A 25,877-nucleotide genomic window follows, 5' to 3' on the forward strand; every position below is an offset into this window, starting at 1 on the left:
TATGCGACTTTAGTCTTTTATATGGTCTATACTTACGTTAATTACAAGAATTTAACAAGTTTCCCTCTTTTAAGGTCTGACCAATATGAAGCGTCACTATCTTATTGGCCCAACATTACTCGTATTATTGCTTGGTAATGGAGTAACTAGCGAAGTTGCTCATGGGTCTGAGACTGTAAAAGACATGGAAGTTATCAGTGTTTATGCGCAAAAGCGTCCTCAAGCAATTGAAGATGTGGGCGTTGCTGTCAGCCAAGTGAGTGGCCAAAAATTAAAGAATCAACATTTTAAAGATTCGAGTGAAATCGCCTTATTTGCGCCCAATGTAAAAATAACTCAAAACGCTGCTGAGGGGACGCCACCGGCTGTAAGTATACGTGGGGTCGGTTTGCTTGATTATAATACGGCCAACACCTCACCTGTGGGTATGTATTTAGATGGCGTTGCAGTTGGCTCTGCCAATAACCAAATCATTAATTTATATGACATAGACCAGCTCGATATACTGCGAGGTCCACAAGGCACACTATTTGGACGTAACTCCACCGGTGGAGCAATTCTGATCCGTACTAATCGCCCAGAGTTTGATAGCTATGGCGCACTAACGCTTGGCATAGCCAATAATAATGCGACCAGTATTGATGGTATTTGGAATCAGCAAGTCAGTGATACAAGTGCGCTACGCTTTGCTGTTAATTATCAAGATTATGACTATTCCACAGAAAACATTTTCAGTGATTCACCCGAAGCGGGAATGGAGCAAAAAAATGCCCGTGTGTCATTTTTAACGCAATGGGACAAGGTTGATGTGTACTTACAAGCACACATCGAAGATTGGGATGGAATTGTACAACCTGTTGGTAATATTGGCATTGTAGCTAACCCACTCACTGGTGAATTATGCTCCCCTAGCGAAGCAGGCTCAACGCGTTGTTTTGATAGTTTTGGTTTTAATGATGGCAGTGACGACTTCTTTACTGTGAGTGTAAATAACGATTCACCACACAGCTCGGATGGTTATGGCTTTATTGGGGAAGTGAATTGGCATCTTAGTGAGCAAAGTACGTTTACTTCACTGTCAAGTTTTAACGATTTAGAACGCAGCCATGCATTTAACTGTGATGGCTCCCCAGCTCGTTTATGCGAAGGGGTGTTAGGTTTAGATACTCAGCTATTTAGCCAAGAGTTTAGGCTACTAAATGAATTTGAAAACTACACGCTCACCAGTGGTGTCTATTTTGCTGATGAAAACATAAAACAGGACAACCTTAACGATATTTTACGCGATCTGCGCGGCATTTTACCTAGCAACTTAACGGCAACGTTTATCTACGACAACGAAATTAGTATGCAAAACCTTGCGCTTTTTAGCCAGATAGAAGTACCGTTTGCTACACGCTGGATAATAAGTGCAGGACTGAGGTACGATTACGAATCACTCGATTATCACTCCATAGCAACCTTAAATACTGTGATAGACCCTACCAATCTAGAGGGAGTTAATGTGCCTTTTTATGAGGTTGTAGACTCTCAATCTGATAACGGTGTAACAGGGCAACTTACCATTAACTATGCGCTCAGCGATGCAACTAATATGTATTATCGGTTTGCCAATGGGAGTAAAAGTGGTGGCTATAATGGCGGGTTTTTATCGTCAGAAGAACAAGCTATTTTAGCTAATTATGGCAAAGAGCGACTGAATGCGCATGAAGTGGGTTTAAAATCATGGTGGCCGAAGCAGAACTTGAGAATGAACTGGGCTGGTTTTTATTATGATTACAATGATCAGCAAGTATTTATGAATCAGCCGTCAGAAACACCGCAAATGCCACCCGTACAATTGCTTGAAAATGTCGGTAACTCAATTATTTATGGTCTTGAAAGCGAAGTTTATTACCAGCCATACAATGATTTAGCCTTGGTTTTAACGGTAGGCTATATTCCGCATGCTGAATTTGAAGAGTATGTTGATCCACTCGGAAACAGTATTACTGATAACCGCTTGCCTTTTACATCTAAATGGAATGTTGCCGCAAGCCTGCAATATGATACTTATATAGCCAACAACCCACTTACGGCTTCTCTAAGTTACGATTATCAGTCTGATTTTTACTTTGATCAGAATATGAATTCTTATGCGCACCAAGAAGGTTTTAGTATCGTAAATGCCAACGTGAAATATGATGTCGATAATTGGTCATTTATCTTGTGGGGGAAAAACCTATTTGATACTGAGCATAGCCAACTGAAGTTCGATTTAAGCTCGTTCTTGGGCATGTTAGAAGATTTCAAAGGTGAGGGGCGTCGTTATGGTTTCGATGTTGCCTATCATTTTTAATCGAGTTGTTCTTGCTTAAGAGATAGATGAATGAGATTTAAGTTCTATGTAGGCAGTCTGCTTTTTCTTCTTAGCATGATGTTTTCGGCCAATGCTGCGCAAACTTATGTTTATACAGATGACTCAGCTGAGCAGAATTTACATGATGTTGGGCAAGTACTCATGGCAAAGGATAATATGTTTCCTCAGTCAGCGGCTAACATTAACCAGTGGCAGTCAAGTAAAACACCTCAATCTCGCATTAGTTCGGTGGGCGGGAGTTATTGGCTGATCGTTAAGATAGATAACCAAAGTAACAGAGAAGATTTGGTGCTCTATCCTTACAATACGCTTGTATCGAAAATTGAAAGTCGTGTCTATGACCTAACGGATCCTAGTAAACCTGTTCAGCACTATCTTACAGGAGGTGTCGAGAGAAACCAGTTTGCATTCCATTATGGTAATCGGCTAACCCTAGAAAAGGGAAAGCAGTATGTATTGATTACTTACTTTGAAAGTGATTATTTTTATACGCCTGCAAAACTTGTGTTAACGCCGTACCAGAGTTATTTTGATACTATCACTGTAGAGAATATGGTGATGATGCTGTGCTTTGGAGTTGGCATTGCGCTTGGTTTATATAATTTGTTAATTTACCTTGTTTCCAGAGATGTCACTCACCTTTATTATGCGCTCTTTACTGCTTCATGGGTGTTCGCGTGGAGTCATTTTTTTCATATATCTGACCAATTATTTGGCTATTACAATCCTCATTTGCATTGGCTCGGTTTCGCACTAACGCCACTCACAAATATATTATTTTATAATAACCTACTGAAATTAAAAGAGACTTTTCCAAAGCTTGCACAGCTGTCAATGACTGTGGGTGTTATTGCGACACTCGGTATTCCTTTTTGTATTTTATGGCCAAGTTTTGGTTTCTACTGGTCTACGGTGGTCACGGGTATTGCACTGTGTTTGGGTTTATACATTGGTGTGCGCTGTATGCTTAAAGGATTTAAACCAGCACGTTACTTTGTGTTGGCTTATCTTGCGATGATGCTACCAAATATGGTTGGTAATTTAACTAACCTTGGCTTGTTGCCTGCTACAACGGTTAACTTATATTTGCTCGGTCTAATCGGCACGGCGATGGATGCTATGTTACTGGCTTTTGCTGTTGCTGATAAATTTAGGCTACTGCACGATGATAATGTTGAACTGACCAAAAACTTAGAAGAAAAAGTACATTCTCGAACATTAGAGCTTGAACAACTTGCTGATGAATTACGCGATGCTAACCAAGCGAAAAGCCGTTTTCTTGCTAATATTAGCCACGAAATTCGCACGCCCATGACCTCTATAATTGGTTATGCGGACGGTATAATGCTCGGTGATATAAAACCCCATGAACGTAACCATGGTATTGGGGTTATTTTACAAAATAGTCGGCATGTGCTTGGTTTAATTAATGATATTTTAGATATGTCAAAAATTGAGGCTAACAAGCTTGAGATTGAACTGATAGAAACGGACTTATTTGCCACAATTGCCAATATTGAATCCCTAATAGGTAAACAAATTCGTGATAAAGGCCTTAAATTTAGTGTTGATTATCAATTTCCTTTACCTGATTACATTGTCACTGATCCAAGTCGATTAAGACAGATCTTGTTGAACCTAACAACTAATGCGCTCAAATTTACGCAAGTGGGGCGCATTACACTGTCGGTAAGTTGTGATAACGATATTCTTACAATCAGTGTTAAAGACACAGGTATTGGTATGACAGATGCTGAGCAAGCATCGCTGTTTAGTGCGTTTTACCAAGCTGACTCGTCTATCTCACGTCAGTATGGTGGGACAGGGCTGGGTTTAAATATTTCGAAAAGTTTAGCAGCAAAACTCGATGGCGACATTAGTGTTAAGAGTCATGTAGGCTCAGGCAGTGAATTTATATTGTCGATGGCAGTCTACAAAACAGAAAAAACACGTTGGCTAAATAACATTAGTGAAGTCAGGCTGGTAGAAACATCGCCATTTTGTAAATTAGATGAACCAGAAAATTTAAAAGGTCATGTACTTCTCGCTGAAGATCATCCAGATAACAGGCGTTTAATTGCACGAATTCTAGAACGGATGGGCTTGACAGTAACCACGGTAGAAAATGGTAAAGATGCTGTCCAACAAACGTTAGAAAATACCTTCGATTTGATTTTATTGGATATACAAATGCCGATAATGGACGGTCAAGAAGCATTAAAAATGATGCAAGCAACAGGGGTGACAGCACCTATTATTGCGCTGACTGCAAATACTATGAAACATGAAATTGAGCGTTACATGAAGCAAGGATTTGTCGATTTAATCGCAAAGCCGATAGATCGAAATGCTTTTAGCCATCAAATTTCCAGCTATTTGGACTGCGACGAATTAAGCGATATCAAATTACCAGATAAAGAGTTTCAAGTTTTAAAAGATGATTATATAAAAGGGCTTGAGGATCAGTATCGAGAAATGCGTGAGCAGTACAAAGTTATGGATATTGATGGCTTGAGTAAAAATGTTCACATGCTAAAAGGCGCTGCTAATATGTTTGAATGTGAGCAACTATATGTGAAAGCCGTTGCGGTGGATACGGCACTTAAAAATGACACGGTGACTTTAGATGCGCAGCTCTTTACCTCTTTGTTTTGCGCCATGCAAGATGAAATCACTAAAGTGAATTATTAATGCCTTGAATAGTGACTATTCGCACACAGGCGCAGACAGTGAAGTAAATCGTTGCTATTAATAGCTTTAAATAATAATCAATAAGAAGCGAATATGTCGTATCAACACATTTCCATCCCCGAGCAGGGAGAGCAAATCACGATTGACTCATCTGGCGTATGGCATATCCCTTCACATCCTATCGTTGCTTACATAGAAGGTGATGGAGTCGGGCAGGATATTACCCCTGTGATGCGCAGTGTTGTCGATTCTGCGGTGTACCATGCTTATCACGATGAAAAGAAAATTCATTGGATGGAAGTATTTAATGGTGAAAAAGCGGCTGTACTGTATGATGGTGATTGGTTTCCCCAAGAAACCTTGCACGCCGTTAGACAATACAAAATAGCGATTAAAGGCCCTTTAACAACACCCCTTGGAGGAGGTTTTCGCTCTTTGAATGTGGCCCTTCGCCATGAAATGGATTTGTTCGTTAATATGCGGCCAATTCGCAGCTATTCACGCCTTCCTTCGCCCTTAAAAGAGCCTGAGAAAACCAACATAACAGTCATCCGTGATAGTTCTGAAGATGTGTATTCGGGAATTGAATGGCAGGCAGGAAGCGTTGATAACGAACGCATGCTTGATTTTTTGTGTCAAGAAATGGGAGTAACCCGACTGAGGTTTGACACACAGTGTGGCATTGGTATCAAGAATAGTTCAAAAGACGGGGCTGAGCGTTTGATGCGTTATGCTGTTAATTATGCACTTCAACAAAAAAGCGACTCACTGACGGTGGTGCACAAAGGTAATGTGCTTAAATTTACCGATGGTGCCTTTAAACGATGGGCGTTTGCCCTTGCAGAGCAAGAATTTAATGCGCATCCTCACGAAAATGGTCGTTGGTTAGTTATCAAACGCGACGGCTTAAGTGATTTAACTATTAAAGAAGTGATTGCTGATAATATGTTGCAACAAGCCCTACTGACCCCAGAGCAATTTGATGTGGTTGTTACAACGAATCAAAACGGCGATTACTTAGCAGATATGTTAACAGCGCAAGTAGGTGGAGTTGGCATTATGCCTGCGGCAAATTTAAACAATGACGTGGCATTTTTTGAACCTACTCATGGCACATTTAATCGTATTGCTGGCGAGAATACTGCAAACCCAACAAGTAGCATTTTAAGTGCAGTGATGATGCTACGGTTTATGAAATGGCATGAAGCGGCAGATAAAATAGAGCTGGCATTAGAGTCAACTTTGGCTGCGAATGAAATGACTTTTGATTTGGCGACTCATTCGGCCGGTGCGACGATGCTTAGTTGCAGTGACTTTGCAAAAAGCATCATCGCTCGAATAAGGAATTCAAATAAATAAACATATTAAGCTGCATTGGCGCTTTTAACTGCGTAGACACAAGGCTTTCCTGTGAGTTCAGCTGCACGTTGATAAATACGCTCAGCACCTGGCTCATTGCTTGTTATGCCTGTTAGTGTGTCCATTAAAGCAACAACTAAAATAGCAGGCACTTGGCAGCAATATTCGTCAAGAACCGCCGTCGTTGTTTGTGCATCAACGTGGCAATGTGGATGTGTACGCACTGTGCTATACGCTGTTAATAATGTGTCTGCTTGTAAAACATCATCTTCTTGATGTTTAGTTTTACGGCATTGACAACCAAACTCATCAACCATAGTGGCAAGAGTTTGATAAATATCTTCACAAGCGAGGTCACTTTTTTTACAAAGCTGCTGCTCGATGAATGCGTGTAATTGACCATTAATGTAAAGGCCGTCCTGTTGAGTGAATTGCGCTGAAGTTTCCATAATTATCTTCTCTTTGTTTATGTGCTTAACTTCACTCTAGCGCCTCAATCATTATTTATGAAATTGTTGTTTTCAATAACTGATATTGATTTTATCAATATTGCGGAGGTTTTACCGATCTGCCACTGTGCTTGCAAAAGCAATAAGTTCTCTGCGCAGCCATTGATGTGGGTTTGAATGATGCAATAACGGACTCCACAGCATTTTCACTTCAATCGGTACGATTTGAAATGGCACAGGGCTTATGACTAAATCAGTATGCTTTACTAATAACATGGCTTGTCGGCGAGGCAGGGTTGCGATGAGATTTTTTGATTGGCACAGTAAACTTGCAACCATGTAATGGCGGGTAAACACACGAATATTGCGAGTTTGTTCTAATTGCCATAACGCTTCATCAACCCAGCCTAGTTTTTGACTTCCTGATTTATTTGTTAGCGCCGTTTCTGCACCCCAGCCCGCACGGTTTACCCATATGTGCTCTTGCGTTAGGTAGCTCTCAAGTGATTGTGCTTGTAAATAAGGGTTGTCGGGATGGCTTAAGCAGCAATAATTATCACGCCAAACACTGGCCTGATGAAAAGAGCGAGGAAGGCCGTTGAAGCGGTTAATCGCCAAATCGATCGTGCCTTTTTCCATGTCTTGTAGGGTTACGTCACTGGGGCTCAAAATATCAAAATTAAGACCAGAATTTTTTTCTAGCTGCTGTGTGATAAATGGCGCAATAAGTGTTGATTCAAGGTAGTCGTTTGCCATGATCCGAAAAGTAACACTAGCCGTGCTAGGGTCGAATAGTTCACTTGGCTGAGTAATTTCTTCTGCCATTTTTAACAGCGATTCTATTTCAGGCTTAAGACTTAAGGCTTTCGCTGTAGGAGTCATTGCGCCCGCGGCTCTTACTAATAGTGGGTCATCAAATAAATCACGCAGTCGCTTCAGTGCGTTACTCATCGCCGGTTGTGTTAGGGCAAGTTTATTTGCAGCCTTAGACACACTTTGCTCGTCGATGAGCACATTTAGATACACTAAAAGGTTGAGGTCAACATGCCTAATATTCATCTGATCAATCTTATTTATTCTTGCTATTAATTATCTAAATTTAAGCGTGCTTGCTATGGTGTGTAAACAGCACCATTAAAATAATCAGTATAAGCGACATTAATAATGCCAAATGAAGTTATACAACAAAAAACGCAATCAGAGCAATTAACACAGGTTATAGCCACTAAGCTTGCACGTGCAGTCTTCGCAGGCTTTGAAGCTATGTTTGCGGAGTTTTTAAATATTACTTTAGGTGCACAAAGTCGTTTTGAGCAGTGCCAATGGCAGCAAGTTCAACAGATGATGAAGTTACGCTTACAAGTCTACGAAGGGCAAGTGAGTAAAGTTAGCAACGCTGTAAAAATCATTGCATACAGTGAAGTGGATGACCCTGCACTTTGGCTTTTAGCGAAACAGATTTATGGTGAGATGGTACAAAACCATGAAAATCAGCCTATTGCTCACACATTTTTTAATTCGACATTTGGTGCTATTTGGGACTCTCGAAAGATCCGTAATGTTCATTTATTTGTTTTAAAGGCACGTTATCGATTAGGGCCTAGACCATTTGATTCTTTAGTGAGTCGCATCTCACTCAAAGATGGTTTCGATGAGGCAGTCTCGTCATTAATTAAGCGCCATGTATTTCGGGTCGGTTATGCAAACTTTGACGATGATGTAGTGCTTTTGCAGCGCACACTGATTGCAGGTGCTAAACATCAATGCCCACAAGTATATCAATTACTTACACTTAACGATGGTTATATTGAGTATGCCAACTCCTTATTTTTTAGAAATAAAGCGTGCTATATAATAGGTCGATGCATTGCAAAAAATGGCGATAACATGCCATTTGCCATTGCATTATTAAATACAGAGCGAGGCCTCGAGATTGATGCTGTGATGATGGGAGCTGACCAACTGAGCTTACTTTTTGGTTTCGCACGCACTTACTTTATGGTGGATACGGACCAGCCAGCTCGTTACGTTGATTACTTAAGTGTGTTAATGCCTCACAAGCAACGTTTTGAACTATTCAATGCGATAGGATTTATTAAACATGCAAAAACAGAGTTCTATCGTTACAAAGTAGATACGACTCGCAGCAGTCCTAGTGATGATAAATATGTAATTGCCCCAGGTACACCGGGGATGGTGATGTTAGTGTTCACAACACCTTGCTCAGATTATGTTTACAAAGTAATAAAAGATAGGTTCAACGCACCAAAAACAGCCACTAAAAAGCAAGTCATGGCGAAATACGATTATGTAAAACAAGCAGATCGTGTGGGCCGCTTGGTTGATACACATGAATTTCGTTATCTTGCTTTTGACTTGAGCCGTTTTAGTGATGAGTTATTACAAACGATGCAGCAGCAAATCGGTGATAGTTTAGTCATATCTGGCAATGCACTCATCCTTCGTCATGTTTACGTAGAGCGCAAAATGACACCACTAAATTTGTATATTAAGCAATGCGATGAACGAAAGCTCGAACAGGTGATGAACGATTACGGAAAAGCAATTAAGGAGCTTGCCGGTGCGAATATCTTCCCAGGAGATATGTTAATGAAGAACTTTGGTGTGACGCGATGGGGGAGAGTGGTGTTTTATGATTATGACGAAATTTGCCCATTGACTGATTGCAACTTTAGAGAATTACCGCAAACAGATGATGCGTTAGACGAGCTCAATAGTGATAGTTATTTTGATATTGCTGATAACGACATTTTTCCTAGTCAATTCAATGTATTCTTTAGTGCTAATGAAGCCGCATTTGCGTTCTTTAATCATCACCACCATGATATTTTTACCGCAACCATGTGGCAAGATATTCAAAGGGCAATAAATAATGGTCAACTATTTGATGTATATCCTTATAAACAGTCTTGGCGTTTTTCACAGATGAGAAAATCTCAACCTTAAATCCTTAATTGGAACAAAGAACTAACGTAAGCCAAGGAGTTGATAAAACAAGGACAGAGATAATGAAAAAAATAACGCTTATTGCAAGTTTGCTACTTAGTATCAATGTGAATGCCAATCCATTACTTGGCAGCTGGCAGTTTATTGAAGGAAAGTATGCTGTTGAAGATGGTTATGTGACAGCGAAAGCCCCCGAATTGAGCTCGGTAAAATTAATCACTGACTCTCATTTTAGTTACATAACACAAAAAAATGGCCAGTTTCACTATGCTGGTGGTGGTGAATATATTCTTAAAGAGCAACAATTTATCGAAACATTTTCCTATGGTAATGTACCTTCATTATTAGGAAAAACGATGGCATTTGATTACAAAGTTGAAGGCGATGTTTGGCACCATACTTTGTACGAAAATGGCAAATTGATTGAAGCCGAAACATGGCGACGCATTACAAAATAGGGGCTGCTATGCGCTACATTAAGCACGAAGATTCAAACTTACACTTTGCACACATCAACCCTCCAGAGATAAAACCACACGAGGTGTTAGTTAAGGTCGCCGCTATTGGGGTTAATCGTGCTGACTGCATGCAGCGACAGGGAAAGTATCCTGCCCCTGCAGGAGATAGCCCTATATTAGGACTTGAATGTGCAGGAGTGGTTGTTGAACAAGGTAGCAAAGTGACTAAAGATTGGCTAAATCAGCGGATTTTTACTTTGTGTGCAGGGGGGCTTATAGCGAATATGTAGCGGTAGATGCGGCTCAAATAATGCCCTTAGCTGAGTCAATGACCATGGCACAAGGGGCTGCGATAAGTGAGGTCTATTTGACGGCTTATTCTGCCTTGTTTCAATTTGGTGGTCTTAAAGAAGGACACACTGCACTTATTCATGCAGGAGCCAGTGGGGTAGGCGGTGCAGCAATTCAAATGGCGAAAAGCATCGGTGCGAATGTCGTGGTGACAGCAGGAAGTGAAGAAAAGTGTCATCATGCAAAAGCAATGGGGGCTGATCATGCTATCAATTATAAAACAACCGATTTTGTCGAGTATATGAAAAACAATGAGCTCACAGCGAATACCATTGTTGATCCAGTCTCTGGTAGCTACTTGAACAAAAACGCCCATGTTGCAGCCATGGATTGCCAAATAGTTATGCTGGCATTTTTGGATAACCGCTTTGCAGAGGTTGATTTCGCTCGATTGCTTAGTAAACGAATTTCTTTTCATGCTTCTACGCTAAGGAATCGCAGCAATGAATTTAAGCGTACTTTGCGCGACCAGTTTATTTCACGTTTTTATGACACATTAGCTGCTGGTGGCTTTGATTATAATATTTATAAAACGCTCAATTGGGCACAGGCAAGTGAAGCGCATCGAATTTTGGATAACAACGAAAACGCAGGCAAAGTAGTGTTATTAGTTGAATAACACCAAAACGCCCATATAATTTCTTTACATTCAAAGTCTAAGTAAAGGTTAGTATGAACCCGATTATAGAAACTCTAAAAGAACATAATGTTAGTGACGAACAAGTGCATGCCTTATTCAGTGCTTTCTTAGAAAACCCAATGATGGCGATGGCGCAAATACAACAACTAGGTATCCCGCCAGAAAAACTGCAGCAGTTAATGGCTTTAGTAATGACACAGCCGAATCTAATTAAAGAGGCGGCTGAGTCACTCGGTATTAATGCTGAGCAAGTTGAGCAGGCTAAGCAACAGTTTAAAAATCAATAAATTAGTTTAATCTATATCAATTGCATAAGCTTCCAGTAGCTTGTGCAATTTATATTGCTCATCTTCGGCAAACTCAATACCAACATTTAATCGATCGCCTTTCATTTGATTGTTTCTAATGTATGCCCTAATAACTTGCGTAGAGCTATCTTGCGGCGAAAGGATATGTACAAAGACTTGGCGACGTTTTAGAGCTAAAAAGCCGGTTTTGACATGGATAGCAAAGCGACAACCTGTCGGCGAAATATCAATAATCAGCCCATGCAACAATGTTTTATCATCATCTGATGGGTTTTCGGTTACGCTAATTTTTGCAGGGATATGAGTTTGTAACCTGCTTGCTTCACGTAGTTGGCGACTTTCAATATTTTTTGGGTAAGCTAAATACATCAAACGTTCAGGGCGAACGGTTAATGCAATGATATTGGTTGTGAAAGCAACACACTCACCGCGTTGATCTTCAACGATGTAGCGCACAATAGCACCATTGCCTTCAACTAACACATCTTTGAAATCATTTTTACCAACTTGTGCAGGGCACTTCAAAATTAAGTACTTTCCGGTTTCATAGCCAACAAGTGTTAACTTAAATCGAATAGAAATAGGGTTACTAAACTGTAAATCAATTAGCTTGCCAGGCAAGAGGTCTAAGAAAAAGGGTGACTTGTTTGCTAACTGAGGTGCTGTTTTTTCTTTTGTAACATCCATTTACGGGTATTTTGTGATTATTATTTTCTTTAGTATCTGTTATTCGGAACATAAAATCACTACTACAAAATGGTGAAATTAATTTTTGACTTTAATACTTATTATTTTGTTACATTTTATACTGAACTTGCAGTTGGCCAGCGACGTCTTAATTGACGAATCAAATTTAAATTAACGGGTTCTAGGAGGGAAGATGAGAAGATTATATAAACTTTGGAAAAATAACCGCTCGCTCATTATCTTTATTTGTTTAATGAGCGTATTCAGAAGTGCTGTGGCTGATTGGTATGAAGTACCTACTGCTTCAATGAACCCAACAATTGTTGAAGGTGATCGGATTCTAACAAATAAAATGGCTTATGATTTGCGGCTTCCTTTTACTCATACTTCCTTAATGAGAACAGCTGAACCTGAAGTGGGAGATATCATTGTTTTTGACTCTAAAGCAGCTAATAATCGTCTAATTAAGCGAGTAATTGGTTTACCGGGTGATACCGTCAGTATGATTAATAATGAGCTGATCATTAATGACCAAGCAATCAGCTACACAAAGTTAAAAGAGAATGATATTGAGCAAACTTTAATAGAGAACTTGCCTAGCGCGGCACATGTTATTCAGGTTTCAAAAACGCCTTCTTTGGTACAGCACTTTTCTAAAGTGACTATTCCTAAGGATATGTATTTAGTAATGGGCGATAATCGTGACAACAGTGCAGATTCCAGAGTAATAGGTTTTGTGCCTCGAGATGAGCTACTTGGTAAAGCGAATAAAGTCATCGTGTCACTTGATTATGATAATAATTATTTTCCACGCAAAGAACGTGTTTTAAAGGATTTGTACTCAGCTCCTTAATTTCAGCCAAAATTTTCAGACAAAATAAAACCGTTGTGTCTAAAAACACAACGGTTCTTTTAAGAGCGATAAGATTACATTACGCGCATGCCAGGCTCTGAGCCTTCATCAGGGTTAAGAATATAAATTTCTTTACCGCCAGGGCCTGCTGCTAATACCATGCCCTCAGACATACCAAAACGCATCTTACGAGGCTTAAGGTTTGCTACCATTACCGTTAGCTTTCCTTCAATGTCTTCTGGTGCATACGCAGATTTAATACCTGCGAATACTTGGCGAGTTTCGCCACCTAAATCTAACGTCAGTTTTAATAACTTATCTGCGCCTTCAACGTGTTCTGCTTTGGCAATTTTCGCTACGCGTAAATCAACTTTCGCAAAGTCATCAAACTCAATCTCTGGGCTAATTGGCTCTTTTGCCAATAGGCTGTTTGGGTCGATTTTATCTTTTTCAGCCACAAGGCTTTCTTTAGATTCTTCAATCATTTTGTTTACTTTATCCATTTCTACACGTTGCATTAACGGTTTGAATTTATTGATTGCGTGACCTTTAAGTGCCGTTTTAGCGCCTTGCCATGCTAAATCGTCATTTAAGAAGGTTTCAACATTAGCTGCCATGCCTGGCAGAACAGGTTTTAAGTAAGTGATAAGTACACGGAACATATTTAAACCAAGTGAGCACACATCATGCGCTTCTTGTTGTTTAGTTTCGTCTTTAATTAACACCCATGGAGCTTTAGCATCAATAAACTGGTTGGCTTTATCTGCAAGCGCCATAATCTCACGAATAGCACGGCTGTATTCACGATTTTCGTAGTGATTAGCGATACTGTCTGCGGCATTTTGGAATTCACCTAGTAATGCTTCGTCCATAACTGTGTCGCTTAATTTTCCGTCAAACTTTTTAGTGATAAAGCTGGCACAACGGCTCGCGATATTAACAACTTTACCTACTAAATCTGAGTTTACACGCAGTGCGAAGTCTTCAAGGTTTAAATCAAGATCAGTAATGCCACCGTTAAGCTTTGCAGCATAGTAGTAACGTAAGTACTCTGGATCTAGGTTATCAAGGTAAGTGCGAGCTTTAACAAAAGTGCCTTTAGATTTTGACATCTTGGCGCCATTTACAGTCACAAAACCATGGGCGAAAACGTTTGTAGGTTTTCTAAATTTTGCGCCATCAAGCATTGCAGGCCAGAATAAGCTATGGAAATAAATGATGTCTTTGCCAATAAAGTGGTAAAGCTCAGCATCGGAATCTTCAGCCCAAAATGCATCAAAATCGATGCCTTTTTTATCACATAGATTTTTGAAACTCGCCATGTAACCGATTGGTGCATCTAACCAAACATAAAAGTACTTGCCAGGCGCACCCGGAATTTCAAAACCGAAGTAAGGCGCATCACGGCTAATGTCCCATTGTTGAAGGCCATCAGCAAACCATTCATCCAATTTATTGGCCATTTCTTGTTGGATAGAACCTGAATGCAACCATTCTTTTAACATGCCTTCAAATGCCGGTAGGTCAAAGAAGTAGTGTTCAGAGTCTTTTAATACAGGCTCTGCGCCCGACATCACTGAACGCGGATTAATAAGCTCAGTCGGACTATAGGTTGCGCCACATGCATCACAGCTGTCGCCATTTTGGTCTTCAGATTTACACGTAGGGCATGTGCCTGTTACGAATCGGTCAGGTAAGAAAATACCTTTCTCTTGGTCAAAAAGTTGCGAAATAGTGTGCTTTTTGATGTGACCAGCGTCATTTAAGCGGTTATAGATAAGTTCACTAAGCGCTTTATTCTCGTCACTGTGGGTACTGTGATAATTATCAAATTCGATATTAAAATCAGCAAAGTCGCGTTGACGTTCAATGCTGACATTTTTAACCATCTCTTCAGGCGTGATCCCTTGCTTCTGCGCATTAAGCATAATTGGAGTGCCGTGAGCATCGTCTGCACAAACATAGTAGGTCTCATGACCTTGTTGCTTATGAAAACGTGCCCAAATATCAGTTTGTATATATTCTAATAAATGACCTAAGTGAGTCGGGCCATTGGCATAAGGTAATGCGCTAGTTATGAGGATCTTTCGCTGTGCCATAATCATTCCGAATTGAGGATAACCGCCTTTAAAATACGCGATTATCATATTTTAACCACCTATTTGTCAGTCTATGCTTAACAAGCAGGTGATATTTATTAATTGTCTGGTTTTAATGCTTTGAATGTTACATAATTCCGTGGCACTTTTCATCAAAGAAACGCTATTTTATTGCTATGTTTGGACTGTCAAAAATATTCTCTGGAAAATCGACTGAAAAAGCACCGATGCTTGAGGCATTGGCTGCTTATCGAAGTAGTGCTTTTGCGATAGGCATAGAACAAAGCTGGGTGAAAGATATTCAGCAAACTGATGGCAAAAGTTGGCATGTTAAGCTTGTTCTGCCTTTTGCAGGGCTGGGTGAAATTCATGATATTGAAGCATTCATCAACCAAAAGTTGGCTTGTAAAGTAACGATTGAAGCCCAGGTGAAACTGTCAGAAGCTAGTAAGTTTAAGCAGATTAAACATATTATACTCGTAGCTTCCGGTAAAGGTGGAGTTGGTAAATCGACTACGGCAGTCAATTTAGCAGCGGCACTTCAACAAGAAGGCGCTAAAGTGGGGATATTGGATGCTGATATATATGGCCCATCTATTCCACTGTTGCTTGGCTTGCAGGGCGCTGAGCCAAAAACAGCAGACAATAAACATCTACTGCCTTTTGAAGCACATAACCTCAAAGCGCAATCAATAGGTTTTTTAGTTCCGAGTGATGATGCGACTGTGTGGCGTGGCCCCATGGCTTCGGGGGCGCTTAATCAGCTGTTAAATGAAACCGATTGGGGGAAGCTAGATTATTTGATTGTCGATATGCCCCCAGGCACTGGCGATATTCAATTGACTATGAGCCAAAAAGTGCCAGCCAGCGGCACTGTGATCATCACAACACCTCAAGATTTAGCATTAGCAGATGCACAAAAAGGTATCGCAATGTTTAATAAAGTAAATGTGCCTGTATTGGGTCTTATCGAAAACATGAGTTACTTTTTGTGTGGTCACTGTGGAGAGCCAAACCATGTGTTTGGTAAAGATGGTGCAGTTACTTTAGCTCATCGTCATGGTGTGCCTGTACTTGCGACAATTCCACTAGCAACAGAGATTCGTGAAAGTTCTGAACAAGGTCACTTAATTGCGCAAAATAACGCAGAAAGTATTAGTGAAACATACAAGACAGCAGCACGCGTACTTGCGAGCAGTTTATATTACCAACAAGCGCAAAGCGCTGTTGAGATTGTTATAACGGATGATTAATAAATGAGATTATCAGATACCCATATTCAACAATACATTAATGATGGCCGTATTGTTATTGAGCCCTCGCCAAGTAAGGCAATGATTTCAGGAGTCACAGTCGATTTACGCTTGGGTAATAAGTTTCGTGTTTTTCAGGATCACACCGCCGCCTATGTCGATTTGAGTGGACCAAAAGATCAGCTAAATAAAGCGATGGAATCAATAATGAGTGATGAAATCGTGTTAAATGAAGATGAGGCTTTTTTCCTACACCCAGGTGAACTAGCACTCGCAATTACTTACGAAAAAGTGACTCTACCAGCTGATATAGTGGGTTGGCTTGATGGGCGTTCATCTCTGGCGCGACTTGGCTTGATGGTGCACGTAACAGCACACCGTATTGACCCAGGTTGGTCTGGCAACATTGTACTGGAGTTTTATAACTCTGGAAAATTGCCACTTGCACTGCGTCCAATGATGAAGATAGGGGCAATGAGTTTTGAAACAATGACGAGTCCTTCTGAGAACCCATATAACACACGTAAAGATGCAAAATATAAAGATCAAAACTCCGCTGTAGCAAGTCGTATTAGTGACGATAGCAAGTAAAGTCTAATGCGGTGGTTTATTTGACCGCCGCAAATCCCTCCTTATTTATATAATTAGTTCCTATAAAATTGGCAATTTAAGCGCTTAGATCCCATACTTTTATCTATGTTTGGTGGCACGGAGCTAAGATGCATTCATATAACATGCGCGTAGTAAGGTTTTATAAACAACTCGCTTGTGCGATATGTGCTATCTTGCTGTGTGTTTTATCCTTCTCAAGTTTTTCCTCTCAACTGCCTATTTGGTTGTTTCAGTCAAATGAGCCACTGAGTGTTTTGGCAGATAAACTTGATGAAAAACTGATTACACAAAGAAAATTACCCGCGAACAATACCGATACTCTTCGTATTAAAGCCAACCAATCATATTGGATGGTTATCGATTTACATCAACTGCCACATGCGCAAACTTATGTCGCCTATCTAGCTGAACCTAATTTGATGTGGAAGAAGTTTTATATTTTAGACAGTGCCTCAACAGCGAAAAATGATGCGCGGTTAATACCCTTACCAAGTTTATCAAATGTAAGGCCTCACTGGCTTATTGAGCATAGGTCTGAAAACCGTTGGGCATTGGTTAATTTTCAGCACGACAGGGATATCAACTTGCAATTAGGGGTCGTAAATTCCGAACGGTTTGAAATTAATTTACATAAAACAATACTGAGTTACGGTGCAATTATTGGTGTATTACTTATTTGTATATTTGTTTGCCTTGTCTACTATGCTGTTTCTAAAAGAGTAAAGTATTTATTTTTAAGTACGTACTTTGCTTTGGTAGGTATGAGCTTTTTAATTGATAACGGCTTAAGTGGTTATTTAGTTTCGGGTCTTGGCTGGTCGACCAAATGGCCTTTTTATGAATTTTCCCTTGGTTTTGTAAGTTACTTTTTATACGAGTTTTTAAATATTAAAAATAGCCGAAGCGGTTTAAATCAAACATGGTTAGTGGCAATAGTCATGTTTTTTGCTATTGCCTTGATGACATCATTCTTACCTGCATTTAATTTAAGCTGGGTTTATATCGTCAGCTGTAGCTGCTTTATTGTGTTGTCGGTTACGACGGCAGTTATATTAAACAAGCAGAAAAATCATCCAAGCTTGCTGCGTCAATGTATGCTGATAATTCTCTCATGTCAGTTTGCGAGTTTGCTTATTTGGAATGGTTTTGGTTTTGGAAAGCATGTAATACAAGATATTGTGCTATTGATAGGTTCATTGGCAATTTGTACGGTTTTATTGCTCAAAGACAGGCATCGCATAGCGTCATTTAACTATAGCCTCACCCATGATGCTGATACTCAATTACCTAACAAGCAATTGTTACTCGATGAAATGGTAAAAAAAGTCTCACAGAAGCAGCATTTTGCAATTATGCTGTTTAGGCCGCATGTGTTAACCAATGCACGGGCAACATTTGGTTATGACCATGCTAATCAGTGTATAAATACGACGCTTAATGCCCTCACTCAACAGCTTCAGTCAATTAATGCCCTAAAGTTAGAAACGCGTTCGGAGCAAGGGGTGTGGATTGCACGAATTGACGACAGCATTTTCGCGTGTGTCATTTTAGGGGAGCTTGAGCTTAGTCATATTGAACAGTTTGCTTGTGTTATACATGGGGTGTTTGAAGAGGGGATTTCGCATAATAATATCAAGTTAGTGGATTCGGTTGATATTGGTGTAGCGTACTACCCAATGCATGGCAATACCGCGAAACAAATTTTGCAATGTGCTATTCAAGCTATGAGTGAAAAGCAGGTTCAAGGTGAGCGCTGGCGAATGTTTGACTTAGAAAATGCGCGCTTGTCTGAGCAGCGTTTACTTATTGCAGCCTCACTAAAGAGTGCAATTGAAGAAGACCAACTAGCACTGTATTTTCAACCACAAGTTTGCTTAAAAACAGGGAATGTTGTCGGTTGTGAAGCCTTGCTGCGTTGGCAGCATCCCGCCTTAGGAGCGATTAGTCCAGAAGTGTTTATTCCTATTGCTGAATCATCAGGCGTTATTAATCAGTTAACAGAGTGGGTGGTAACGCGGGGAATTGAGTGGCAAGCAATATTTACTAAGCACATCCCAAATCATGTTATCTCTATTAATATATCAGCTAAAGACTTACTCAATAAAGATTTACCAGTGCTATTTATCACTAAGTTGAATGAGCAAGGTGTTGAGCCAAGCAGTGTGATGCTCGAGCTGACTGAATCAGCTACGTTGGAAGAGAGTAAAAAAATTAAAGTATTACTCAATGACTACAGACTCATCGGTGTTAAATTGGCTATTGATGATTTTGGCACTGGTTATTCTTCTTTGGCTTATTTAAGCCAACTGGGCTTTGATGAAGTAAAAATAGATAAGCAGTTTGTACTTAATTTGCAGTTTTCTAACAACGATAAAAGTATCTGTAAAGCAACCTGCGATATTGCAACGACACTAGGTGCGGAGGTGGTTGCCGAAGGGATTGAGGATGAGCAGAGTTTGGCTATTTTAAAAAGCTATGGCTGCCAAGTTGGTCAGGGATACTATTTTGCAAAGCCAATGTCTGCAGATGACTATGTGAGTTGGATCCAAAATTTCAAATCAATTGATATCAGCCTCGATGTAAAAGCGCACCTAGTTGATTAAAGTACAAGTGCATCATCTCAGTACATTGTAATGCATGGGTATCACTTGGGTATATTAAACCACTATCATTTAAGCCACTGACTAAGAAGGTATTAGTAATTGTTGTGTGTGTTGAAATACATTTTTCAAAACAACGTGCTGCTAGCTCTTCAGGCATGCTCATATACAGTTGCTGCATCGCTTTATCAAATTTAATGGATTGGTTTACATAGTCATTTGGATTTTTTCCATCAATATCTAAAAAAATATGCTGGAAAAATTGATCTAAGTAGCGATTTAACTGATGAGATAAGTTGGGGGTTTGTTGCAACCATAGAGCAGAGCAAAACTGCATGCTTTGCCGTTGTGGAAACATATGCTGACAAATATGGTGGTCAAATGCATGAAACCACTCATGGGCAAGTGCTCCACCGCCTGCATTTTTAGCAAGAGCGAGAGTTTGACTATGCGCATTATAGTGAGCTTGTACGCCTTTTTGGCCACCATGACCAAATGCAAAATTTAGTTTTTTGCGCAGCCCAATCGCTTCAGGCGGTAATTGCAGAATTTGCGCAAGGTCTGCAAGTGCGTCATAGATGAGATTAGCTGCCAACAATCGCTCTTGTTTGTTAACCCAGTTACCCACAATCATGGTTCTAAAACCAAACGTATCACGAATTTCATCAAAGTCGACTTGATCATCAAATCGATAATTAGGGCCTTGACGGTTAAACCCTGCACTCAATCGTTTAGACACTCGCATTACAAGTAACGTGCCTTTACATGTTCTGGCATATGTTGAGTTTGTTTATCTATAAGTGCGTTAAGTAATTGATATAGAGGAGATACATCACAGTTTTCAATTAAGGCCAAGCTATGTGCCACGGCCTCTAAAGTCGATAAGCTATCAGCACGAGGTGCTTTACGTATTGTGTACTTGTTAGCAGGTAAGTGGTTGAAGCTGACGGCCTTAAATGACTCTAGGGTTGGGGTGAGTTTTAATATTTTAAATGCTTTTTTCCATGTCCCGTCAATCACGATTAAATGGGTCAATGAGCTTTTAAAGTCGTGCATAGCTTGACCTGAATCATCAAGCTTTAAAGAGTCATCACTTGGGTATAAAACGGCTGTTGTTGTTTTAGGGTGACTGGCTAGCACAGAGAAATCATTCTCAGACTCACCTTGAATAATTTCACAGTTCTTCAGCCCTAGTTGTAAAAGTCTTGCTGTGTTTTTAGCGACTTTTTCTTCACTTGGATGACGTAATATAATGATTTTTAGTTTATTATTAATTATGTTTATCGCATCGCATAGACATGTTCTTATCGAAAAGCCACAATGTGGGCAGAGTTCTCTAGCCATATAAACTTAGGTAAATTACTAATTTTTGCCTAGTATACATTAGTAAGAAGTAGTTTGCTTTTTTGATGTAAGCAACTAAAGTTGCGACTAGAGGGGATTATGTTTTTAATTAAGGGAAAAAGATGACGACGATCACAATAGACGAAAGTGCACTTGAAGGTATGGAATCGCTTTTAGGTGATCAATTTGCCGACACCTTGACCTTTTGCTGCAGTGAGTTTCAACGACTGAGCAATGAGGCACTCACTTGTATTGATGTTGATAATGAATCAGCGGCACGTCATGCACATAGCTTAAAATCTAATGCTGCTCAATTTGGCGCTATGAGTTTATCAGAACTTGCCCGTGAAATAGAGCAGGATCTCAATGAAGGGCAAGTGAGCAAAGCAAAAGCAAATTCACAAAACTTACAAGCGCAAGTTGAAGGCTCGCAAGAAAAATTGCAAGCATGGCTTGCTGCTCGCTAAAAACTTGAATTTATTTCAGTTATAACCTCAAAAATCCACTAGCGTGGTTGCCCTTTACTAGGTTAGTCTAAAGATTAATTAGTAGAGGTAACCATGTCACAAATAAAAAAGAGTCACAAACTAAACGGTGTCTGTTATGACATCCGTGGGCCTGTGCTTGCACAAGCTCGAAAAATGGAAGAAGAAGGGCAAAAAGTATTAAAACTTAACATTGGCAACCCTGCTGCCTTTGGCTTTGATATGCCTGAAGATATGCATAAAGATATCATCCGTAACTTGTATTCGGCCCAAGGCTACTGTGACTCTAAAGGCCTCTACTCAGCCCGTGTGGCTGTTTATCAACACTACCAGCAACGCGGTTTGTTTAATCTTGATGTCGATAATATCTATATCGGCAATGGGGTCAGCGAATTAATTCAAATGACCACACAAGCATTACTTGATAATGACGACGAAGTGCTTATTCCGGCACCGGATTATCCGCTATGGACGGCATCAGTTAAGTTAGCAGGGGGCAACCCTGTGCATTATCTTTGTGATGAAGAGCAAGATTGGTTTCCTGATATTGCGGATATAAAAAGTAAGATTACGTCAAAAACAAAGGCATTGGTGCTTATTAACCCGAATAACCCTACTGGGGCGGTGTACAGTGATGATCTTTTGATGGAGCTTATCAATATCGCCCGTGAGCATAAGCTATTATTATTAAGCGACGAAATTTACGAGAAAATTTTATACGATGGGGTTACCCATAGCTCCATTGGTGCACTGTGTGATGATGTACCCATTATTACTTTTAATGGTTTGGCTAAAACATACCGTGCTGCGGGTCTTCGTATGGGCTGGATGGTATTAAGTGGCCGCACCAGTATGATGGAAGATTTAAGTCGTGGTCTTGATATGTTGGCATCTATGCGCTTATGTGCAAACGTGCCTGCACAATATGCCATTCAACAGGCGTTAGGGGGTGTGCAGTCGATTGATAATCTGATTAACCCAGGTGGGCGATTGTATGTGCAACGTGATATAGCATGGCGTGGTTTAAATGCTATTGATGGCATTAGCTGTAAAAAACCCAAAGGGGCACTCTATGCATTTGCGAAAGTGGATACGGCGCACTTTAATATCAAAAACGATGAACGTATGATTTTAGATTTACTCAAAGCTGAGAAAATCTTGCTTGTGCACGGGCGCGCCTTTAATTGGCCAGATCCTGATCATTTCAGATTGGTATTTTTACCAAACAAAGATGATTTAACCGAAGCGATGAGTAAAATGCAGCGTTTTTTTGCTGACTACAGGCAAAGTTAAAAAAGCGAGCTTCGGCTCGCTTTTTAATTTCATTACAGATCAATAAGCTTTATCAACACGTACAGTATTGTCAGTTAGGTAGACTAAGCGGACCTTATCTCCTTGATTAAAGAGCATTTGGTTGTCTTTGTCTTGTACAACCATGTACTGTTCGCCATTTTCGACTTTGATCATTAACTCAACTAGCTGATATTGCACAACACGACTTGTTTGTTGACGGTTGTGAGCAACAGAGCCTCCAATCATTGAGCCCAAAATAGTCGCTACTGTACGGCCACTGCCGCCGCCAAATTGATTACCAATGACACCGCCAATAAGCGCACCGCCAAAGGTTTCCCAGCCGTTAGTTTTGTCTTTGACCAGTTCTTGTTCTGTTATCATTCTCACTGACTCTACAGAACCAAACAACACTTGCTGCACAGGAACAGCTTTGTTGCGTTGATAGTCGGCGTAACTTGGCGCGCTTAGTAATACACACGCAGTCAATAAACTAATCAGGTATTTCATATGTCCTCCTGACTACCAGCCAAAAGTTGATTTCTCACGTGTTTTACGAATTTCAGTTTCATCTGCCCATTCAACTAGGCCGCTTTTTAAGTCCATTAAGCGCATTGTAAATTTGTAATAGACATCAGACTTATCTGCATTTGATTTTACGATGCTCGATAGGTTGCCATATAGCATGTATTGTGCGCCCACTTGCTGCCCAAACGCGATTGCTGTATTTGGGTTGACTAGCGGGTCAACGTTCTGAAAGTTGAGTTGTTCACGAACAGCTTCAACGCGGGTCATATCAACAAAACGGAACTTACCACTGCGAAGTAATTGTGTAGAGATGGAATCGGTAATGGATTCTGTATCAATATGTTCACTGGTTTTGTTTTTAATACGTTCTACAAACACGATAGGGCGGCTATTCGCTGTAAGCGTACCAACCACAGGCGAGGCAAGCAATGAATCAGTCATTTGGCTCGCTACTTTTTGTAAGTCTGTTGAACCAAAATTGACATCAACTGTTTCAACCGCCTGAGCGTCACCATAGCTAACGACCGCTTTATTAGCACAACCAGAAAGCATCAGAGTGCTTGTTATTGCGATGGCCGCAGCCGACTTAACAGAAATTAATTTCATGGTAGTATCCTTAATCTTCAAATTCTTGTGCTTCTGTTGACACTTCACGCACAGCAAGCGAGAAGGTAACAGCATTTGCTGTCGGGGCTAAGCCCGGTAATTGAGTTTTTGCAAAACCAAATAGCTTGATAGCTTGCCAAGGGGAGTGGTTGCCTCTAATCATAAACCCATCAGCGTCGTACCAAGTGAATTGGTATTGCAGATACTGTGACTTTTTGTACTGACTAGCCAGTGTTACCACAACATCAGTTAGGCCGTTGGTTTGTCTGGTTTTAACGTCTGTTATGGCAAGTTTCTTAGCTAATTCAGGGTTATCGATAATTAATTGCTGGTTATACTGTTGACCTGTTTGCTCAACACCGATACCAGATGTGGTTGGGCGTGAGGAGCATGCCGTAACAAGCAAAATCATTAAAAGTGGCAGTATGTGTTTCATTATTGCTCCTAGAGTTGGACTACATGAGAGTCAAAATAGTTATTAATAGACGTTAGAAAGATAAAGGTTAACCCTTGCTTACTAACAGTAAAATCAAGGTCGTTATGTCCTTTGATTTTCAAAGTATGTGAACCTGAAGCTAAACGTGTTCGAGCGATACTTAGTTGGCTTGGAAGAGTTGACCAACTGCGCGTATCCGCTTGCTCGGAGGCAAGGTTGTAAATATTTGCTAAAATATTGCCCACATCTCCGCCACTTCTTGCAAGTTCAGCGCGCATTTTTTCTTTCGCAATAAGTCGCAATACCTGGCGTGATATACGACCAGCGCTTTGATCTTCAAGTGTTTTGGCTGCTAACGCTTCAAGACGAACTATCGGTTTCAGCTCCAAGCTTTTGTCTTCTAGTTGCACTGTGTTTTCAGTTACCGAGAAGGGCGTATCTGCATAAATAGGCAGTGCTAAACTATAAAATCGGGCATCACCTCGGGAGGTGTAAATAGGCAGCCTTAAATTGAAAGCATGTTTTTGGGCAATGAGGCCTTGCTCTGCAATAATAATGACCTGTCCGTGATTCTTATCCGTAACACTTAGCTCACCATATTGTTGGCTGAAACGCTCATACTCTTGGGCAAACCCTTGCTTTTTAGCGAGTCGCAAAACATCTTGTTGAAGATATTGATTATCTGGATTTATTTCTAATGCCTTTTTGTAATCAATATAAGCATCATCAAATTGTTTATTTGCCTCATAAAGCACTGCTGATAAGTAGAAAGTAAAGGCATTTTGAAAACCATTTTTTACATTACCAATTAATGCATCCATACTTGGATAACCTTGCGCTGCTTTTTTTGCTTGTTCATCAACAATGGCTTGGTTTTCTTTTAGTGCGTCCTCTTGTACTTTATTTGCTCGTCTTACTTCTACAAGTGCCGATTCCAATTGCGAATTAAACACATAGCTGAGTGCTTTATAGCTATGCAGCATAGTCATCTCATAGGCTGCGGGCTGATAGCTTATAACAGTATCATTTGTTAAAAGCGAGTTGCTTTGTTCTAACCCTGCGCTAAGTTGTAATTTAGCAGCTTGGCGCTTATCTTCTACACGTTTGTAAATTGTCTCGAATGTTTCATTCGATGCGTCGTTTTGCTGGGCTAAAAAATCCAGTCGCGCACTTTCTAACTGATTCAGTAAGTAATTGCTGTGCGATGAACTCGTACTAGGTAATAATTGCTTAGCATTGCTAATATTATTTTGCCTGACAGCTTGTCGTACAGGCTTAAGCTGCGTTGCATAATCTTGGAATAGATCAGTAATACCTATGGTGCTGCAACCTGATAAAAAGCTAACCGCTCCTATAAACAAACATCGACGCACTGAGCACTCCTTTTAAACACTTTGATTAGATTAGCATATGCGCCTTAACCTTCTATGATAAATTATGTAAAAAATCGTAAGTTATTGACGATAAAACGGGTCTCTTATACGAATAAATAGAATAAGGAT

General features: G+C 40.2%; 22 protein-coding genes and 1 pseudogene. 13 read left to right on the plus strand and 10 right to left on the minus strand.

Annotated features, from left to right (window positions below):
* Nucleotides 1–85: 85 nt before the first annotated feature.
* The 3 genes from L0Z67_RS07295 to icd all read left to right on the plus strand — a co-directional run bounded on the left by L0Z67_RS07295 (nt 86) and on the right by icd (nt 6,409).
* A complete protein-coding gene (locus L0Z67_RS07295) occupies nt 86–2,338 on the plus strand; it encodes a TonB-dependent receptor (RefSeq protein ID WP_405128634.1) in 2,253 nt (750 codons plus the stop codon).
* Between the two features lie 30 nt (nt 2,339–2,368).
* Nucleotides 2,369–5,050 (plus strand): 7TM diverse intracellular signaling domain-containing protein, encoded by a 2,682-nt coding sequence (locus L0Z67_RS07300; protein ID WP_405128635.1) that lies wholly within the window; start codon nt 2,369–2,371, stop codon nt 5,048–5,050.
* A 93-nt stretch (nt 5,051–5,143) separates the two neighbouring features.
* Nucleotides 5,144–6,409: an NADP-dependent isocitrate dehydrogenase gene (gene icd, locus L0Z67_RS07305; protein ID WP_405128636.1), complete on the plus strand. Its 1,266-nt coding sequence runs from the start codon at nt 5,144–5,146 to the stop codon at nt 6,407–6,409.
* A 5-nt stretch (nt 6,410–6,414) separates the two neighbouring features.
* Here the strand turns inward: icd and L0Z67_RS07310 are convergent, their stop codons facing one another.
* Nucleotides 6,415–6,858 (minus strand): hypothetical protein, encoded by a 444-nt coding sequence (locus L0Z67_RS07310; RefSeq protein WP_193988694.1) that lies wholly within the window; start codon nt 6,856–6,858, stop codon nt 6,415–6,417.
* A 111-nt stretch (nt 6,859–6,969) separates the two neighbouring features.
* The gene (locus tag L0Z67_RS07315; protein WP_405128637.1) at nt 6,970–7,917 is read right to left on the minus strand and encodes a LysR family transcriptional regulator; all 948 of its coding nucleotides are present in this window, start codon (nt 7,915–7,917) and stop codon (nt 6,970–6,972) included.
* A 105-nt stretch (nt 7,918–8,022) separates the two neighbouring features.
* On the opposite strand from L0Z67_RS07315, the gene aceK reads away from it, so the two are divergent.
* The 4 genes and pseudogenes from aceK to L0Z67_RS07335 all read left to right on the plus strand — a co-directional run bounded on the left by aceK (nt 8,023) and on the right by L0Z67_RS07335 (nt 11,561).
* Complete coding sequence (gene aceK / locus L0Z67_RS07320; protein ID WP_405128638.1) at nt 8,023–9,825, plus strand: bifunctional isocitrate dehydrogenase kinase/phosphatase; 1,803 nt, start codon at nt 8,023–8,025, stop codon at nt 9,823–9,825.
* A 62-nt stretch (nt 9,826–9,887) separates the two neighbouring features.
* Nucleotides 9,888–10,283, plus strand: a complete 396-nt coding sequence (locus L0Z67_RS07325) for a hypothetical protein (RefSeq protein ID WP_193988697.1) — start codon at nt 9,888–9,890, stop codon at nt 10,281–10,283.
* Nucleotides 10,284–10,291: 8 nt separating this feature from the next.
* A pseudogene (locus tag L0Z67_RS07330) lies at nt 10,292–11,253 on the plus strand (zinc-binding dehydrogenase).
* A gap of 53 nt (nt 11,254–11,306) precedes the next feature.
* On the plus strand, nt 11,307–11,561 hold the full coding sequence (locus tag L0Z67_RS07335) for a DUF2999 family protein (RefSeq protein ID WP_062568884.1): 255 nt from the start codon (nt 11,307–11,309) through the stop codon (nt 11,559–11,561).
* Nucleotides 11,562–11,567: 6 nt separating this feature from the next.
* Here L0Z67_RS07335 and L0Z67_RS07340 read toward each other — a convergent pair whose 3' ends face one another.
* The gene (locus L0Z67_RS07340; RefSeq protein WP_062568885.1) at nt 11,568–12,269 is read right to left on the minus strand and encodes a PilZ domain-containing protein; all 702 of its coding nucleotides are present in this window, start codon (nt 12,267–12,269) and stop codon (nt 11,568–11,570) included.
* A gap of 193 nt (nt 12,270–12,462) precedes the next feature.
* Between L0Z67_RS07340 and lepB the strand changes: the two genes are divergently transcribed.
* Nucleotides 12,463–13,122: a signal peptidase I gene (gene lepB, locus L0Z67_RS07345; RefSeq protein ID WP_083515298.1), complete on the plus strand. Its 660-nt coding sequence runs from the start codon at nt 12,463–12,465 to the stop codon at nt 13,120–13,122.
* A gap of 74 nt (nt 13,123–13,196) precedes the next feature.
* On the opposite strand, the gene metG is transcribed toward lepB, so the two are convergent.
* Nucleotides 13,197–15,221 carry a methionine--tRNA ligase gene (gene metG / locus L0Z67_RS07350; protein ID WP_405128639.1) on the minus strand — a complete coding sequence of 675 codons (2,025 nt, stop codon included), beginning with the start codon at nt 15,219–15,221 and terminating at the stop codon, nt 13,197–13,199.
* Between the two features lie 176 nt (nt 15,222–15,397).
* Between metG and apbC the strand changes: the two genes are divergently transcribed.
* The 3 genes from apbC to L0Z67_RS07365 all read left to right on the plus strand — a co-directional run bounded on the left by apbC (nt 15,398) and on the right by L0Z67_RS07365 (nt 19,689).
* The gene (gene apbC, locus L0Z67_RS07355; protein ID WP_405128640.1) at nt 15,398–16,474 is read left to right on the plus strand and encodes an iron-sulfur cluster carrier protein ApbC; all 1,077 of its coding nucleotides are present in this window, start codon (nt 15,398–15,400) and stop codon (nt 16,472–16,474) included.
* A gap of 3 nt (nt 16,475–16,477) precedes the next feature.
* Nucleotides 16,478–17,065: a dCTP deaminase gene (gene dcd / locus L0Z67_RS07360; RefSeq protein ID WP_062568887.1), complete on the plus strand. Its 588-nt coding sequence runs from the start codon at nt 16,478–16,480 to the stop codon at nt 17,063–17,065.
* Between the two features lie 128 nt (nt 17,066–17,193).
* Nucleotides 17,194–19,689 carry an EAL domain-containing protein gene (locus L0Z67_RS07365; protein WP_062568888.1) on the plus strand — a complete coding sequence of 832 codons (2,496 nt, stop codon included), beginning with the start codon at nt 17,194–17,196 and terminating at the stop codon, nt 19,687–19,689.
* Here the strand turns inward: L0Z67_RS07365 and L0Z67_RS07370 are convergent.
* Together L0Z67_RS07370 and L0Z67_RS07375 are read right to left on the minus strand one after the other, a co-directional pair.
* Nucleotides 19,655–20,431, minus strand: a complete 777-nt coding sequence (locus L0Z67_RS07370) for a CLCA_X family protein (RefSeq protein ID WP_062568889.1) — start codon at nt 20,429–20,431, stop codon at nt 19,655–19,657. The genes L0Z67_RS07365 and L0Z67_RS07370 overlap by 35 nt on opposite strands.
* On the minus strand, nt 20,431–21,030 hold the full coding sequence (locus L0Z67_RS07375) for a tRNA-uridine aminocarboxypropyltransferase (RefSeq protein ID WP_405128641.1): 600 nt from the start codon (nt 21,028–21,030) through the stop codon (nt 20,431–20,433). Before L0Z67_RS07375 ends, L0Z67_RS07370 begins: the two co-directional genes overlap by 1 nt.
* Before the next feature lie 122 nt (nt 21,031–21,152).
* Between L0Z67_RS07375 and L0Z67_RS07380 the strand changes: the two genes are divergently transcribed.
* On the plus strand, nt 21,153–21,497 hold the full coding sequence (locus L0Z67_RS07380) for an Hpt domain-containing protein (protein ID WP_062568891.1): 345 nt from the start codon (nt 21,153–21,155) through the stop codon (nt 21,495–21,497).
* A 93-nt stretch (nt 21,498–21,590) separates the two neighbouring features.
* Complete coding sequence (locus tag L0Z67_RS07385) at nt 21,591–22,808, plus strand: pyridoxal phosphate-dependent aminotransferase (RefSeq protein ID WP_062568892.1); 1,218 nt, start codon at nt 21,591–21,593, stop codon at nt 22,806–22,808.
* A gap of 39 nt (nt 22,809–22,847) precedes the next feature.
* Here the strand turns inward: L0Z67_RS07385 and L0Z67_RS07390 are convergent, their stop codons facing one another.
* From L0Z67_RS07390 to L0Z67_RS07405, 4 genes are read right to left on the minus strand one after another with little or no spacing between them, the layout of a single operon-like run.
* Nucleotides 22,848–23,315, minus strand: a complete 468-nt coding sequence (locus L0Z67_RS07390; protein ID WP_062568893.1) for a glycine zipper 2TM domain-containing protein — start codon at nt 23,313–23,315, stop codon at nt 22,848–22,850.
* 12 nt (nt 23,316–23,327) lie between these two features.
* Nucleotides 23,328–23,939 carry a penicillin-binding protein activator LpoB gene (gene lpoB, locus L0Z67_RS07395; RefSeq protein ID WP_237127964.1) on the minus strand — a complete coding sequence of 204 codons (612 nt, stop codon included), beginning with the start codon at nt 23,937–23,939 and terminating at the stop codon, nt 23,328–23,330.
* Between the two features lie 10 nt (nt 23,940–23,949).
* A complete protein-coding gene (locus tag L0Z67_RS07400; protein ID WP_062568895.1) occupies nt 23,950–24,375 on the minus strand; it encodes a YcfL family protein in 426 nt (141 codons plus the stop codon).
* 8 nt (nt 24,376–24,383) lie between these two features.
* Nucleotides 24,384–25,748 (minus strand): COG3014 family protein, encoded by a 1,365-nt coding sequence (locus L0Z67_RS07405; RefSeq protein ID WP_405128642.1) that lies wholly within the window; start codon nt 25,746–25,748, stop codon nt 24,384–24,386.
* Nucleotides 25,749–25,877 lie beyond the last annotated feature (129 nt).

The sequence above is a fragment of the Pseudoalteromonas sp. PB2-1 genome (assembly GCF_045040605.1).
Classification (GTDB): Bacteria; Pseudomonadota; Gammaproteobacteria; order Enterobacterales; family Alteromonadaceae; genus Pseudoalteromonas; species Pseudoalteromonas arabiensis.